This is a genomic window from Thermobifida halotolerans, assembly GCF_003574835.2.
Lineage (GTDB): Bacteria > Actinomycetota > Actinomycetes > Streptosporangiales > Streptosporangiaceae > Thermobifida > Thermobifida halotolerans.
The window spans coordinates 861,207-875,473 of the sequence record NZ_CP063196.1 but is presented as its reverse complement, the minus strand read 5'-3'; the positions used below and the strand labels follow the sequence as shown (position 1 = coordinate 875,473).

12 protein-coding genes are annotated in these 14,267 nt (G+C 72.7%); 7 read left to right on the top strand and 5 right to left on the bottom strand.

Annotated features, from left to right (window positions below):
• Window positions 1-56: 56 nt before the first annotated feature.
• Both NI17_RS03925 and NI17_RS03920 read right to left on the bottom strand, forming a co-directional pair.
• Window positions 57-545, bottom strand: coding sequence for a nitroreductase family deazaflavin-dependent oxidoreductase (locus NI17_RS03925; RefSeq protein ID WP_234401755.1), 489 nt, complete (start codon window positions 543-545; stop codon window positions 57-59).
• A gap of 29 nt (window positions 546-574) precedes the next feature.
• Window positions 575-1,027 (bottom strand): MarR family winged helix-turn-helix transcriptional regulator, encoded by a 453-nt coding sequence (locus NI17_RS03920; protein WP_068689309.1) that lies wholly within the window; start codon window positions 1,025-1,027, stop codon window positions 575-577.
• Window positions 1,028-1,133: 106 nt separating this feature from the next.
• Between NI17_RS03920 and NI17_RS03915 the strand changes: the two genes are divergently transcribed.
• The gene (locus tag NI17_RS03915) at window positions 1,134-1,736 is read left to right on the top strand and encodes a class I SAM-dependent methyltransferase (protein WP_068689311.1); all 603 of its coding nucleotides are present in this window, start codon (window positions 1,134-1,136) and stop codon (window positions 1,734-1,736) included.
• 210 nt (window positions 1,737-1,946) lie between these two features.
• Here NI17_RS03915 and NI17_RS03910 read toward each other — a convergent pair whose 3' ends face one another.
• Both NI17_RS03910 and NI17_RS03905 read right to left on the bottom strand, forming a co-directional pair.
• Complete coding sequence (locus NI17_RS03910; protein ID WP_068689313.1) at window positions 1,947-2,786, bottom strand: ABC transporter permease; 840 nt, start codon at window positions 2,784-2,786, stop codon at window positions 1,947-1,949.
• Entirely contained in the window at window positions 2,783-3,763 is a 981-nt protein-coding gene (locus tag NI17_RS03905) for an ATP-binding cassette domain-containing protein (protein ID WP_068689317.1), read from the bottom strand. The genes NI17_RS03910 and NI17_RS03905 overlap by 4 nt, the downstream gene beginning before the upstream one ends.
• A 385-nt stretch (window positions 3,764-4,148) precedes the next feature.
• Between NI17_RS03905 and NI17_RS03900 the strand changes: the two genes are divergently transcribed.
• The 6 genes from NI17_RS03900 (at window position 4,149) to NI17_RS03875 (ending at window position 12,817) form a co-directional block, all read left to right on the top strand.
• Entirely contained in the window at window positions 4,149-6,029 is a 1,881-nt protein-coding gene (locus NI17_RS03900; protein WP_243597699.1) for an ABC transporter ATP-binding protein, read from the top strand.
• Between the two features lie 90 nt (window positions 6,030-6,119).
• The gene (locus tag NI17_RS03895) at window positions 6,120-6,998 is read left to right on the top strand and encodes a DUF4429 domain-containing protein (protein ID WP_068689319.1); all 879 of its coding nucleotides are present in this window, start codon (window positions 6,120-6,122) and stop codon (window positions 6,996-6,998) included.
• A gap of 111 nt (window positions 6,999-7,109) precedes the next feature.
• The gene (locus NI17_RS03890) at window positions 7,110-8,639 is read left to right on the top strand and encodes a flavin-containing monooxygenase (RefSeq protein ID WP_068689321.1); all 1,530 of its coding nucleotides are present in this window, start codon (window positions 7,110-7,112) and stop codon (window positions 8,637-8,639) included.
• On the top strand, window positions 8,636-9,583 hold the full coding sequence (locus NI17_RS03885; RefSeq protein ID WP_068689323.1) for an alpha/beta fold hydrolase: 948 nt from the start codon (window positions 8,636-8,638) through the stop codon (window positions 9,581-9,583). Before NI17_RS03890 ends, NI17_RS03885 begins: the two co-directional genes overlap by 4 nt.
• Window positions 9,580-10,488 (top strand): SDR family oxidoreductase, encoded by a 909-nt coding sequence (locus NI17_RS03880; RefSeq protein WP_068689325.1) that lies wholly within the window; start codon window positions 9,580-9,582, stop codon window positions 10,486-10,488. The genes NI17_RS03885 and NI17_RS03880 overlap by 4 nt, the downstream gene beginning before the upstream one ends.
• A gap of 244 nt (window positions 10,489-10,732) precedes the next feature.
• A complete protein-coding gene (locus tag NI17_RS03875; RefSeq protein ID WP_234401756.1) occupies window positions 10,733-12,817 on the top strand; it encodes an acyltransferase family protein in 2,085 nt (694 codons plus the stop codon).
• Window positions 12,818-12,941: 124 nt separating this feature from the next.
• On the opposite strand, the gene NI17_RS03870 is transcribed toward NI17_RS03875, so the two are convergent.
• A complete protein-coding gene (locus NI17_RS03870; RefSeq protein ID WP_068689327.1) occupies window positions 12,942-14,267 on the bottom strand; it encodes an ABC transporter substrate-binding protein in 1,326 nt (441 codons plus the stop codon).

Below are 14,267 nucleotides of genomic sequence, written 5' to 3'. Positions count from 1 at the left end.
AGAACGAAACCGGAGAATCCGGGAGGAACCGCCCTGACGTGCCCGGACCGCCGCGGTCAGGTCCGGGGGACGAAGCGGACGAAGGGCAGGGCTGTGCCCGCGCGGCGGTAGGCGGCCTCGGAACCGTCGGTCTCGAAGCCCATGAAGCGGGTGAGTCCGCGCGCGGTCCGGGGGCGGCGGCGCGCGTAGCGCACCAGGACCTCCCCGGCCTCCTCCGGGGGCAGCGGCACGGCCGTGACCTCTGCCGTGCGGACGCCGACCTGGATGGTGACGTCGGGAGTGGCCATGAGGTTGCGGTACCAGGCGGCCTTGGGGCCGAACCCGGAGCAGACGGTGTAGGTCCCGGCGTCGGGGTCGCGCTCGACGACCTCGACGACCACCCGGCGCTTCTTTCCCGAGACACGGCCGATGTGGTTCAGCAGCAGCAGTCGGCGACCGAACAGCCAGCCCAGGCCGATCCGGTACAGGTGGACGGGCAGCCGGAACAGCAGGCGGCTCGCTCCGGTCGGTGTCCTGCGGAATGCGGAGTCCGCCATGTCTGCCATGAGAGGACCTTCCTTCTCGGAGTCGGTGTTCAGCCGGGGGGCGGGGGGTTCCGGCGGATCGCGCGGACCAGACCGGACAGGCCGTACAGCAGGGCCTCGCGCTCGTCGGGGGCCATGGCCGCGCTCCACCGGTCGTAGCGCTGCTGGAACAGTTCGGCGAGGTGGGCGCGTAGCTGCCGGCCCCGCTCGGTGATCCGCAGGCGGTGGACCCGCCGGTTGGCGGGGTCGCGTTCGCGGTGCAGCAGTCCCTTGCGTTCCAGGTCGGCGACCATGCGGCTGACGGTGCTCTTCTCCAGGCCCAGCCGTTCTGCCAGCTCGCGCTGGGACAGCGGCCCCCCGGCGGTGCCCAACTCGTCCAGGGCGAACGCCTGGGACAGCGACACGGGGTGGCTGAGGACCTGTTGGTCGCCCTGGAGCAGACCGGCCACGCGGACCAGGTCCATCAGCGACCGGTGCAACTGGTGCGCCGGTGTGGGGTCCATGCACCGTCCTTCCGGAGTTCCGTCACCCAAAACAGTTGCATTGTGCAACTGTCCGTTCTATCGTCAAAACAGTTGCAGAATACAACTCTTTTGAGGGGACACGCCCATGCACACCCGACTCCACACGCAGAAGAACGCTCCGACGCTCTTCCAGGGACGGGGCAGCCGGATCTACGACCGGGTGGCCCGGTGGGCACTGCGCGGCCTCTACCGGCGGATCGCCGAGGACGTCGCCGCCCTCGCCCCCCACGGCGGCGCGGTGCTCGACGCGGGGACCGGTCCCGGCGTCCTGCTGGTCGAGATCGCCCGCCGCCGCCGGGACCTCCGCGTCACCGGGCTCGACCTGTCGGCGGACATGGTCGCCGCCGCCGAGCGCAACGCCGCGGACTTCGGCGACCGGGTGGCCGCGCGGGTCGGTGACGTCACCGCGCCGCCGTTTCCCGACGGCTCCTTCGACCTGGTTGTCACCTCGTTCAGCTCCCACCACTGGGACGACCCCGCCGGGGCCGTCCCCGGACTGGCGCGGGTGCTGCGCCCCGCAGGCCGTCTGGCCGTCTACGACTTCTCCTTCGCGCCCTTCGACGTGCTGGCCGACACCGCCCGCGAGCACGGCCTGTTCACCGGCGCCCCGCCGCTGCGCACCGTGGTCGGCACCGGCGTGCCGGTGCTGCCCCGGTGCGTCCGCCAGGTGATGACGGCGGCGTCGTGACCCCTCCCCGACACCGGGAGGCCGAGGAGGACTTCGGGTGGCCCGAGCCCCGGGGGAGACCTCGGCCCGGAGGGGGTGGGCGAGATGCGTTGCAAGGACACACCCGCCCGAGGGGGCGGGCCTCTCCTGCAACGCTTCTCGACCCCCCCACGGGGCTGAGGCCGCAAGGCCCCCGGGGCCGAGGCCACCCGACCCCCTCCGGGACCGAGGTCAGCTCCTCCGGTTGTACAGGTACAGCGTGAGCGGCGCGAACACCGCCACCAGGGCGGCGGCCTCGGCGAGCACCAGGGCGACCTGGCCGGTGGCGGCCGAGCCGTGCATCAGCCCGCGCACCGCCGTGACCAGATGGGTGACCGGGTTGGCCTCGACGAACGCGCGCAGCCAGCCCGGCATGGTCGCGGGGTCGACGAAGACGTTGGTCAGGAAGGTCCCCGGGAACAGCACCATCATGCTCACGCCCATGACCGAGTTGGGGGTGCGCAGCACCAGCCCCAGCACGGTCCACACCCAGGAGAAGCCGTAGCAGAACACCACCAGCAGCGCCACGCCCAGCAGTACACCGACCACGCCGCCCTGCGGACGGAACCCCAGCACCAGGCCGAGCGCCACGACGACCGACGAGGCGGCGGTGTAGCGGACCGCGTCGCCCAGCAGCGCGCCCGCCAGGGCGGCGGGTCGCCACACCGGCAGCGACCGGAACCGGTCGAAGATCCCCCTGGTGATGTCGGTGTTGAGGGTGACGGCGGTGTACATGGTGATCATGACGACGTTCATGACCAGGATGCCCGGCAGCAGGGTCTGGAGGTACTCGCGCGGGGACCCCGCCAGCGCGCCGCCGAACAGGTAGGTGAACATCAGCAGGAACAGCACCGGGAAGACGGTGACGTCGAACAACTGCTCGGGCACGTGCTTGATCTTCAGCAGCGCCCGCCAGCCGAAGACGAGCGAGGCGGTCAGCGGACCGGGCCGCGGCGGCCGGGCGCGGGGCGCCAGGGCGCTGCTCAGCCGCTCGTCGATGTCTGCCCGGGGCCGGGCGGTCGTGGCGGTCATGCCGCCTCCTCGCGGGTGTCGTCGGTAGCTGCGGGGCGGCCGGTGAGGGCGAGGAACACCTCGTCGAGACTGGGCTGCCCCAGGGAGAAGTGGGTGACGGCGACCCCGGCGGCGGACAGCTCCGCCAGGGCGCGGGCCACCCGGCCGGGGTCGAAGACCCGGGCGGACAGGGCCGCGGGGTCGGACTCCTCGTGGACCGGGACGTCGAGCGCGTCGCCGAGCAGCCGTCGGGCGTCGGGGCGGCGCTCGGGGTCGCGCAGGCGGACGTGCAGCGTGCCCGTGCCGACCGACGCCTTGAGCTCGCCGGGGCTGCCCTCGGCGATGACCCTGCCGCGGTCGATCACCGCGATCCGGTCGGCGAGCTGGTCGGCCTCGTCGAGGTACTGGGTGGTGAGCAGCACCGACGTGCCCTGGTCGACCAGGGCACGCACGATGTCCCAGACCTGGCTGCGGCTGCGCGGGTCGAGTCCGGTGGTGGGCTCGTCGAGGAAGAGCAGCTCCGGTGTGGCCACGATGCTCGCGGCGATGTCGATGCGCCGCCGCATGCCGCCGGAGTAGGTCCTGACCTGTTTTCCGGCCGCCTCCGCCAGACCGAACGCCTCCAGCAGTTCGCGCGCCCGCGCCCTGGCCCCGGCGCGGCTGTGGCCGAGGAGCCGGGCCAGCATGACGAGGTTCTCGGTGCCGGTGAGGTCCTCGTCGACCGAGGCGAACTGCCCGGTCAGGCTCACCTTGGCGCGGACGGCGTCGGCCTCGCGCACCACGTCGTGGCCGAACACGCGCGCCCGGCCGCGGTCGGGGCGCAGCAGGGTGGCCAGCACGCGGATGACGGTGGTCTTGCCCGCGCCGTTGGGGCCCAGGACGCCGTACACTCCCCCGGCCGCGACGCGCAGATCGACCCCGTCGACGGCCCGGGTGGCGCCGAAGGTCTTGACCAGGCCGGAGGTCTCGATGGCCGGTTCCGTCGTCGGGCGGCTCATGATCGGTCCTCCCCGTGGTGGTCCCGGATCGTCCCGCGCGGCGGGGCGTGCGCTGGCCGTGCCATGTCGGTCTTCCTCTCCGTCGTCACTGCCGGGGGTGGTTGTTCTCCGGTGGTCCGCCCCGCGTCGCGCGGACTTCTCCGGCGGGGATCCGCGTCTTTTCCACAGGATCGCCGCGAGGGCGCACGACCGCGGGCCGTCACTGTTATCGTACACTTGTTCGATTTCAAGAAGCGGCAAATTCCGCGTCCGCACCGGATCCGGGCGACGGCTTGACCTCAACCAAAGTCGAGCTTTTAGGCTCCGTCGCGTCGGACGCGGCGCACGGCCGCGTTCCCCGCTTCCGATCCCGACCACCCCGAAGGGCCGGTGACCACCCGTGAGCATGGAAATGACCGCCTGGCACACGCTGTACCGCACAGCGAACGCGCCCGAGGAGCAGCGCCCGTTCTCCGCGGCCACGCTGCGGCGCATCGGCGGCTTCGCCCGCCCCCACCTGTCCACGCTGATCTGGTTCCTGGTGTGCAGCGTGCTCGGCGCGGTGCTGGCGGTCGCCACGCCGGTCCTGGCGGGCCGGGTGGTCGACGGCATCGTCGGCGACGCCGGGACCGGCCTCGTCGTCGGACTCGCGGTGCTCATCGCCGCCATCGCCGTGGCCGAGGCCGGGGTCGGGCTGGCGACGCGGTGGCTGTCGGCGCGCATCGGCGAGGGACTCATCCTGCAGTTGCGCACCGCCGTGTTCGACCACGTGCAGCGCATGCCGGTCGCGTTCTTCACCCGCACCCGCACCGGTGCGCTGGTCAGCCGGTTGAACAACGACGTCATCGGCGCGCAGCGGGCCTTCAGCGACACGCTGTCCGGCGTGGTCGGCAACCTGGTCACGCTCACGCTGACGCTGGTGGTGATGGTCGGGTTGTCGTGGCAGGTCACCCTGCTGGCGCTGCTGCTGCTCCCGGTGTTCGTGCTGCCCGCGCGGCGCATGGGCACCCGGCTGGCGCGGCTGGAGCGCGAGGCCGCCGACCACAACGCCGCGATGAGCACCCAGATGTCGGAGCGCTTCTCCGCCCCGGGGGCGACCCTGGTCAAGCTGTTCGGGCGGCCCGACCGCGAGTCCGCCGAGTTCGCCGAGCGCGCCGGGCGGGTGCACGACATCGGGGTGCGCCGGGCCATGCTGCAGCACGTGTTCTTCACCGCGCTGACGCTGGTCTCGGCGCTGGCGCTGGCGCTGGTCTACGGGCTGGGCGGCTTCTACGCGCTGCGCGGCCAACTGGACGCGGGCGCGGTCGTGGCGCTGGCGCTGCTGCTGACCCGTCTGTACGCTCCGCTGACGGCCCTGGCCAACGCGCGCGTGGAGGTCATGAGCGCGCTGGTGAGCTTCGAGCGGGTCTTCGAGGTGCTGGACCTGCGGCCGCTGATCCGGGAGCGGACGGACGCCCGCGAGGTGCCCGACGGCCCGGTGTCGGTGGAGTTCGACGGGGTGCGCTTCGCCTACCCGGCGGCCGAGAAGGTGTCGCTGGCCTCGCTGGAGGAGGTGGCGCGGCTGGACGCGCGCGGCGGCGAGGAGGTGCTGCACGGGGTGTCGTTCCGCGCCGAGCCGGGGCAGTTGGTGGCGCTGGTGGGCTCCTCGGGCGCGGGCAAGTCGACGATCGCGCAACTGCTGCCGCGGCTCTACGACGTCGACGAGGGCGCGGTCCGGCTGTCCGGGGTGGACGTGCGGGACCTGTCGTTCGCCTCGCTGCGCACCACGCTGGGCATGGTGACGCAGGACGGGCACCTGTTCCACGACACGGTCCGGGGCAACCTGCTGCTGGCGCGGCCCGAGGCGACCGAGGAGGAGATGTGGGAGGCGCTGCGCCGGGCCAGGATCGCCGACCTGATCGAGGGGCTGCCCGACGGGCTGGACACGGTCGTGGGCGAGCGCGGCTACCGCTTCTCCGGCGGCGAGCGCCAGCGGCTGACCATCGCGCGACTGCTGCTGGCGCAGCCCCGGGTGGTGATCCTGGACGAGGCCACCGCGCACCTGGACTCCACGTCGGAGGTGCAGGTGCAGGAGGCGCTCACCGAGGCGCTGGAGGGGCGCACCGCCCTGGTGATCGCGCACCGGCTGTCCACGGTCCAGGCCGCCGACCTCATCCTGGTGGTCGAGGCGGGGCGGATCGTGGAGCGCGGCACGCACACCGAACTGCTGGCCCGGGACGGCCGGTACGCGCGGCTGTACCGGACCCAGTTCGAGCAGGCTCCGGGCGACCTCGTGGCCGGGGCCTGACCCGGCCCGCGCAGCGCGGGAGCCCCGCGTGACGGGTCGGGGCGCTCTCGGCGCGGTGTGCGCGGCGGCCGGTCTCCCTAGAATTGCCGGGTGGACGAATTGCGGGGAAAGCAGGGGATCTGGCGGTTCGACGGGGAGACGGTCTCCATCCACTACCGCACGGGCTGGCGCGCCGACCCGCTGCTGGTGGCTCTCGGCCGGTGCCGGCTGCCCGTGGCGGCCGTCTCCCTGGTGGAGTTCACGCCCCGCGGGGTGCGGGGCAAGGACTGGCGGCTGCGGCTGCGGCTGCACGAGCGCGCCGACCCCTTCACCGCGGTCGGGGCGGGCCTGGCGGAGAAGAGCCAGCCGTTCCTGCTGACCGGGAGGCCCGCCACCGAACTGCTCGCCGAGTACTACGCCGACCAGTTCGCCGCGGCCGCCGAGGCCGCACGGGACGACGGCGACCCCGCACCCCCCGAGCAGCTCGCCACCGGTCTGGTCCCGCCGCTTCCGCTGCACGTCCAGACCTCCGAGGGCACGGCCTTCTTCGACGGTGAGGCGGTGCGCCTGGTGTGGTCGGGCGAGGCGGGCTCCCGCAAGCGGAGGGAGCAGCGCCGGGAGTTCCCGCTCTCCGAGATCCGCCGGGCCGAGTGGGTGCCCACCGACGGGTGGAACGAGGGCTACCTGCGGATCGTCACGCACGAGGCCGGGACCTCCCCCGCCGCCGCCAAGCCCGGCAAGGACCTGTCGTGCCTGCTGACCAACTCCTCTCGCAGGGAGGAGGCCCGTACGCTGCTGCTGGCGGCGACCGTGACGGCGCACCTGTGGGCGCGGGACACCTCCGGTCCGGCGCGGCCGACCGACGCGTACACCGCCGACGAGCGGACCGTCTACGACCGCATCCGCGAACTGGGGCGGTTGCGCGACGAGGGGCTGCTCACCGAGGAGGAGTTCCGGGCGAAGAAGACCGAACTCCTCGACCGGCTGTGACCCGTGCCTCCGGGAAGAGTGACCCAAATCTTCCAATGTCCATTGTCATGGTTTACGCTCAAACATTGCCAACACTCATTGGTTCAATAACCAACGACGAGAGGTGGTGCTATGGGCTCCACAGCAACGCCCGCAGCGCCCCACGTGCGGATCGCGATCATCGGATCGGGGTTCGGTGGGATCGGGCTGGGCGTCCGACTGCGCCAGGCGGGCGAGAACGACTTCGTCATCCTCGAACGCGCCGACGACGTCGGTGGAACCTGGCGCGACAACACCTACCCCGGGTGCGCCTGCGACGTCCCCTCCCACCTGTACTCCTTCTCCTTCGCCCCCAACCCGCACTGGCCGCGCAGCTTCTCCGGGCAGCCGCACATCCGCGCCTACCTGGAGGACGTGACCGACCGCTTCGGTCTGCGCCCCCACGTCCGCACCCGCAGCGAGGTGCTGGAGGCCCGCTGGGACGCCGAACGCCTGCGCTGGACGGTGCGCACCACCGGCGCCACCCTCACCTGCGACGTCCTGGTCAGCGCCGCCGGGGCGCTCGCCGACCCCGCGATCCCCGACATCCCCGGACTGGCCGACTTCCCCGGCACGGTGTTCCACTCCGGACGCTGGAACCACGACTACGACCTCACCGGCAGGCGCGTGGCGGTCGTCGGCACCGGCGCCTCGGCCGTCCAGATCGTCCCGGCCGTCCAGCCCCGGGTGGACCGGCTCGTGCTGTTCCAGCGCACCCCCGCCTGGGTCGTTCCCCGCGCCGACCGCGCCATCACCGGACTGGAGCGGTGGCTGTTCCGCACGGTCCCGGCCGCCCAGAAACTCGCCCGCGCGGGCGTCTACCTCACCCGCGAATCCAGCGTCGGCGCGTTCGTGCGCCACCCCGCCCTGCTGAAGGCGGCCACCGCCGTCGCCCGCAGGCACCTGCGCCGCGCCGTCAGGGACCCCGAACTGCGCGCCAAGCTCACCCCCGACTACGTCATGGGCTGCAAGCGCATCCTGCTGTCCAACGACTACTATCCGGCGCTGACCCGCCCCAACGTCGACGTGGTCGCCTCCGGCCTGGCCGAGGTGCGCGGCAGCACGCTCGTCGCCTCCGACGGCACCGAGCACGAGGCCGACGCGGTGGTCTTCGCCACCGGGTTCCACGTCACCGACATGCCGGTCGGCGCACGCATCCGCGACGCCGCGGGCGTGTCCCTCTCCGAGCACTGGAAGGACGGCATGCGGGCCCTGCGCGGCACCACGGTCGCCGGCTTCCCCAATCTCTTCCTCATCGTCGGCCCCAACACCGGACTGGGCCACACCTCGATGATCTACATGATCGAGTCCCAGGTGAACTACATCATGGACGCGCTGCGCCACATGGACTCCCGGCGCATCGCCGCGATCGAGCCCCGCCGCGAGGCCCAGGACGCCTGGAACGACCGGCTCCAGCGGCGCATGCGCCGCACCGTGTGGGCCCAGGGCGGCTGCGCCAGCTGGTACCTGGACTCCCGGGGCCGCAACACCACGCTGTGGCCCGGCTCCACCCTCAGCTTCCGCTCCGCCACCCGCAGGATCGACCCGGCCGAGTACACGGTGCTCCCCGCCCGGGAGGCCGCTCCCCAGTCCGCCACGACCGCACCGGAGGCAGTGCGTTGAGACTCCCCGAAGCGCTGAGGCCCCCCGAACCCGCCGGTGTGCTGCGCGTGCGCTCCGCCGACGGAACCATGCTGCACGCCGAGGTCCACGGCCCCGACGACGCCCCGACCGTGGTGCTCAGCCACGGCTGGACCTGCTCCACCCTGTTCTGGGCGCCCGTCCTGCGCGCCCTGGGACCGCGCTTCCGGGTCGTGCTGTACGACCAGCGCGGACACGGCCGCAGCGAGACCCCCCGCCGCGGCGGCTACAGCGCCACCGCCCTGGCCGACGACCTGTGCGCGGTGCTCCAGGCGACGGTGCGCCGCGGCACCGGAGCCGTCGTCGCGGGCCACAGCATGGGCGGCATGACGATCATGGCCGCCGCCGACCGTCCCGAGTTCCGGGAACGGGCCGCCGCGGTGCTGCTGGCCAGCACCGGCAGCGACCGGCTGGTGCCCTCCGCCCGCGTCTTCGGCGGCTCCCCCGGCCGCCTCGTCCGGCTGCGCTCGGTGTTCCACCGGCTCCTGCTCACCGTGCCGCTGCCGCTGGGGCCGGTCACCCCGCTCACCCGCGCGGGCCTGCGGTACATGACCATGGCCGCGAACTCCCCGGCCGACATGGTGGACCTGTGCGTGCGCGTCGTGCACGCCTGCGGGTCGGTTCCGCGCGCCCGATGGGGGTCGGTGCTGCTCAACCTCGATCTGCGGGAGTCGCTGCGCCACCTCGACATGCCCAGCCGGGTCCTGGCCGGAACCGCCGACCGGCTCACCCCTCCGGTGCACGCCCAGCGGCTCGCCGAGGCGCTGCCCGCCTGCGAGGACCTGGTCCTGCTGCCCGGCACGGGACACATGACCCCGCTGGAGGCCCCCGACCGCGTCTGCGAGGTCCTGCGGGAACTCGTCCGCGACCACCTGGGCGCGCCGGCCGGGGCCGACGCCGCCACGGCCCTGGAGGAGGCGAGTTGAGCGGGCGGCGCCTCCTGGACGGAAAGGTCGCGGTGGTCACCGGCGCCGCGCGCGGCGTGGGCGCCCTGCTGGCGAGGCGGCTCGCCGCACGCGGGGCGAAGGTCGCACTGGTCGGGCTGGAGCCCGAGGAGCTGACCGCCACCGCCGCCGCGTGCGGCCCCCACGCCAGCGCCTGGCGCGCCGACGTCACCGACCGCACCGCGATCGGCGACGCGGCGCGCGGCGTCGAGGACCGGTACGGGCGCGTCGACATCGTGGTCGCCAACGCCGGAATCGCCGTGGGCGGCCCGTTCGTCGACTCCGACCCGGTCTTCTTCGACCGCGTCATCGAGGTGAACCTGCTGGGCAGCGTGGCCACCGCCCGCGCGTTCCTGCCCGCGCTGCTGCGCAGCCGGGGCTACCTGCTGCAGATCGCCTCGCTGGCGGCGCTGACCCCCGCCCCGATGATGGCCGCCTACTGCGCCAGCAAGTCCGGGGTGGAGGCGTTCGCGCACGCCCTGCGGGCCGAGGTCGCCCACAGGGGCGTCGACGTCGGCGTGGCCTACCTCAGTTGGACCGACACCGACATGGTGCGCGGCGCCGACCACGACGAGGTGCTGCGGGAACTGCGCTCCCGGCTGCCCTGGCCCGCCAACCGCACCCACCCGCTGCCGCCCGCGGTGGACAACATCGTGGCGGGGATCGCCCGGCGTTCGGCGCACGTGTACGGGCAGCGGTGGCTGCCCGTCATGCAACTGGTGCGGGGCCTGCTGCCCGGGATCGTCGCGCGGATGGGCTCCCGGGAGGTGGCCCGCCTGGAGCCGCGACTGGAGGCGGGCCGCGACCGGCGCACCCGACCGGTGGGTCGGGGCGGCGCGGCCGACGCCGCGCGCACCGGCACGGCCGGGCCGCCGCCGTCCGACTGACCGGCACAGGCCCTCCCCGTCACGCAGACGCGTCCCCGGCCCGTCCGGGGGCGCGTCTGCGTGGCGTGTCGCGCAACCGTCGGGGCACACCGACCCCCGAGTGTGCTTTTCTGGGCGAGTTATGAGATTTTTCTGAACAGACCCTGAGAGAATCTGTCATCCCCTGCACACTCCGTGACGATGTCGGGGGATCATCGTGATGGGTACTGCCCCCGCCTGCGACCGACGCTTGGAGCGATACCTCGTGTCAGTGGACGCCCCCGCATCACCGCCTGTCCCGACCGCGCGCGCCCTCCCGCGCCGTCCCGCACCCCGGCGCTTCCTTCCCGAGGTCCAGGGGCTGCGCGCCGTGGCCGTGCTTCTGGTGCTCGTCTACCATCTCAACGCCGCCTACCTGCCCGGCGGCTACGTCGGAGTCGACGTCTTCTTCGTGATCTCCGGCTTCCTCATCACGTCGCTGCTGCTACGTGAGGCCCGTTCCCACGGCAGGATCTCGATCGGCCGGTTCTACGTCCGGCGGGTGCGCCGCATCCTGCCCGCCGCGACCCTGGTGCTGGCCGCGACCGCCGTGGCCGCCGTGGTCCTGCTGCCCTCGACGCGCCTGGAGCAGACCGCGGTCGAGCTGGTCGCCAGCGCCGCCTACGTCGAGAACTTCGTCCTGGCCGGACAGACCGTGGACTACCTGGCCGCCGAGGAGGCGCCCAGCCCGGTCCAGCACTTCTGGTCGCTGGCGGTGGAGGAGCAGTTCTACCTGGTGTGGCCGCTGCTGTTCCTGGGCTGGGCGGCGCTGCGCCCCCGGCTGGGCGCCGGTCGGGCCGCCGCCGCGCTGGGGGGCGCCGTGGTCGCGGTCATCGCCGCCTCGTTCACCTGCTCGGTGCTGATGACCGCGGCCGATCCCACGGCCGCCTACTACCTGCCCTTCACCCGGATGTGGGAGCTGGCCGTGGGCGGCCTGCTGGCAGTCGTGCTGAACCGCTGGAGCGTCCCCGACCGGCTGCGCGGCGCACTCGGCTGGGCCGGTCTGACGGCCGTCGTCACGGCCGCGGTCTGCTACGGCGAGCACACCGCGTTCCCCGGCCACACCGCCGCCCTGCCGGTCCTGGGTGCCGCCGCGGTGATCGCCGCGGGCGAGGGAACCGGCCGCTACAGCGCGGGCCGCCTGCTGAGCACCGGGCCCGCACGGTTCGTCGGCGACATCTCCTACGCCCTGTACCTGTGGCACTGGCCGATCATCGTCATCACGCTCGGGATGTCCAACACGACCGAGCTGTCCCCCCTGGCGGCCACACTGGTGGCCGCGCTGTCCCTGCTGCTGGCCTGGGCCACCAAGATCGTGCTGGAGGACCCGGTCCGGGAGCGCGGACTGCTCAACACCGGACGCTCGGCCCTGGCGTTCGCGCTGTCGGGCGTGCTGGTGGTGGCGGGCGCGGGCTGGGGCCTCCAGGCCCACGTCCAGCAGGTGCGCGCCACCGAGTTCGACCCGGAGGTGCACGTCGGACCGCAGGCCCTGGACGCCTTCGAGGCCGAACCCGACGAGCTCACCGCTCCCCCCTACCCGTCGGTCCTGACCGCCGAGGACGACCTGCCCGACCTCTACGACGACGGCTGCCAGTCCACGGAGGCCGACACCTATCCCTCCCCGTGCGTCTACGGCCCCGCCGACGCCGAGACCGCGGTGGCGATCGTGGGCGACTCCCACGCCGCGCACTGGTCCCCCGCGCTCCAGGAGGTCGCCGACGAACGCGGGTGGCGGTTGTACACGTTCACCAAGTCCTCGTGCGCCTTCACCGCGACACTGCTCGTCCGCCCCGGCGAGGACGAGCCCTACACCCAGTGCCAGGAGTGGAACACCAACGTGGTGGCCGAGCTGCACAAGCTGGACCCGCAGATCGTGTTCACCAGCTCCCGGGCACAGGCCAGGCCCTACGGGGTCGACGAGGATTCGGCGCGCGAGGAGCTGGCCGAGGGCATGGCCCTGCTGTGGAACCGGCTGGAGGAGGCGGGGATCACCGTCGTGGCGCTGCGCGACACCCCCACCACCCGCAGCCGCGTCGTGGAGTGCGTCGACCTGCACTCCCCGGACGTCGACCCGTGCACCCGCGAGCGCGACACCGCGTTGCGGGGGGAGGATCCCCAGGTCATCGCGGCCGAGGAGGGCAGGGTCGGCGACGTCCACATCGTCGACATGAACGACCGCTTCTGCCTCGACAACAACTGCCCGGCGGTGATCGGCAACGTCATCGTCTACCGCGACAGCCACCACATCACGGCCACCTACTCGCGGCTGCTCTCCGAGGACCTGGGCGAGCGGATCGACGCCGCGCTGTGATCCCGCGCCGGTCGCGCCGAGGAACGCGACGCGACCGGCGGGAACAGGGAACGGGCCCGCCGCGTGGGAGGGGAAGGACGCGGCGGGCCCGTTCTGGGAGAGGGAGGAAGGACGAAGAGGGGGATCAGGCGGATCCGGTGGCGGCCTCGACCTCCTCGATGAAGCGGTCGGCGGCCTCCGACGGGGTGATCTCACCGAACATCAGGTCGTCGTTGATGCGCTTGATGATGTCGACGACCTGGCCCGCGCCGATGGGCGGCGGCGGGTTGCCGTCGACGATGGTGTCCTCGATCTCGGAGAGGAACTCCGCGCTGCGCGCGTCGGCCTCGGGCAGGGAGTCCACGATGGACTCCCGGACGCTGACGTTGGCGGGCAGCCCGCGGTCGGCCAGCAGGATCGCGGCGGCCTCCTCGCTGTTGAGCAGGAAGTCGACGAACTTGGCGGCCTCCTCCGGGTGCTCGGTGTCGGCGGAGACGGAGTAGAACATCGCCGGCTTGAAGTACATGCCGGTGCGGTCGTGCTCGGTCTCACCGGGGTAGCGCAGCAGTTGGATGTCCCGCCCCGACGCGGAGCTGATCGCGCCGAGCTGGTTGGTCCAGAAGTGCGCCATGGCGCCGGTGTTGGTGGACAGCACCGACTGGTCGGGGCCGCCCGCCTCGATCTCCACGCTCTCCGAGGCGCCCGGCTGGCCTCCGCTCTCCATGAGGTCCAGCGTGTACTGGAACCACGCCTCCAGGGTCTCCTTGGAGAAGCCCAGGCTGCCGTCCTCGTTGTAGAGGGACTCGCCGCGCTGGCGGGCGAAGATCGCAAAGCCGCTCTCGTTGTAGCCCATGGACTGGGTGCCGACGATCTCCCCGTCGCTCTTCTCGCTGATCTCGGCGGCGATGTCGACGTAGTCGTCCCAGGTCCAGGTGTCGTCGTCGGGCATCTCCACGCCCGCGTCGGCGAACGCCTGCGGGTCGGCGAGGATGGCGTAGGCGTTGACGCCGGTGGCCACGCCGTAGGTGGCGCCGTCGAGGTCACCGCTGTCGGCGACCAGCGGGTCGATCTGGGAGAGGTCCAGTCCGCCGAGCTCGGAGAGGTCGGCGAGCGCGCCGCGCTCCCCGTACTCGCGCAGGTAGCGTTCCTCCTGGGTGATGATGTCGGGAGCGTCCCCCGCAGCGGTGGTGGTGGCCAGCTTGTCCCAGTAGGAGGCCCAGTCGGTGTACTCGCCGACGATCCTGATACCGGGGTTCTGCTGCTCGAAGAGGTCGATGACCTCCTGGGTCATCGTGTGGCGCTCGTCAGAGCCCCACCAGGAGAACCGCAGTTCCACGACCCCGTCGGCGTTGTCACCGCCGCCGCCGCAGGCGGTCACGGCCATGACCACCGCGGCCAGTCCCGCGGTCAGGGAGAGTGCGCGGGATCGGCTGCGGACCGGGGGTCGTCCGCTGCGGGAGTCTGCTCTCAT

Excerpts from the sequence above, each read along its gene's own strand:
- NI17_RS03915 (WP_068689311.1), top strand. The coding sequence starts at position 1,134 with ATGCACACCCGACTCCACACGCAGAAGAACGCTCCGACGCTCTTCCAG.
- NI17_RS03910 (WP_068689313.1), bottom strand. The coding sequence starts at position 2,786 with ATGACCGCCACGACCGCCCGGCCCCGGGCAGACATCGACGAGCGGCTG.
- NI17_RS03890 (WP_068689321.1), top strand. The coding sequence starts at position 7,110 with ATGGGCTCCACAGCAACGCCCGCAGCGCCCCACGTGCGGATCGCGATC.
- NI17_RS03920 (WP_068689309.1), bottom strand. The coding sequence starts at position 1,027 with ATGGACCCCACACCGGCGCACCAGTTGCACCGGTCGCTGATGGACCTG.
- NI17_RS03900 (WP_243597699.1), top strand. The coding sequence starts at position 4,149 with ATGGAAATGACCGCCTGGCACACGCTGTACCGCACAGCGAACGCGCCC.
- NI17_RS03870 (WP_068689327.1), bottom strand. The coding sequence starts at position 14,267 with ATGAGAGCAGACTCCCGCAGCGGACGACCCCCGGTCCGCAGCCGATCC.
- NI17_RS03925 (WP_234401755.1), bottom strand. The coding sequence starts at position 545 with ATGGCAGACATGGCGGACTCCGCATTCCGCAGGACACCGACCGGAGCG.
- NI17_RS03905 (WP_068689317.1), bottom strand. The coding sequence starts at position 3,763 with ATGAGCCGCCCGACGACGGAACCGGCCATCGAGACCTCCGGCCTGGTC.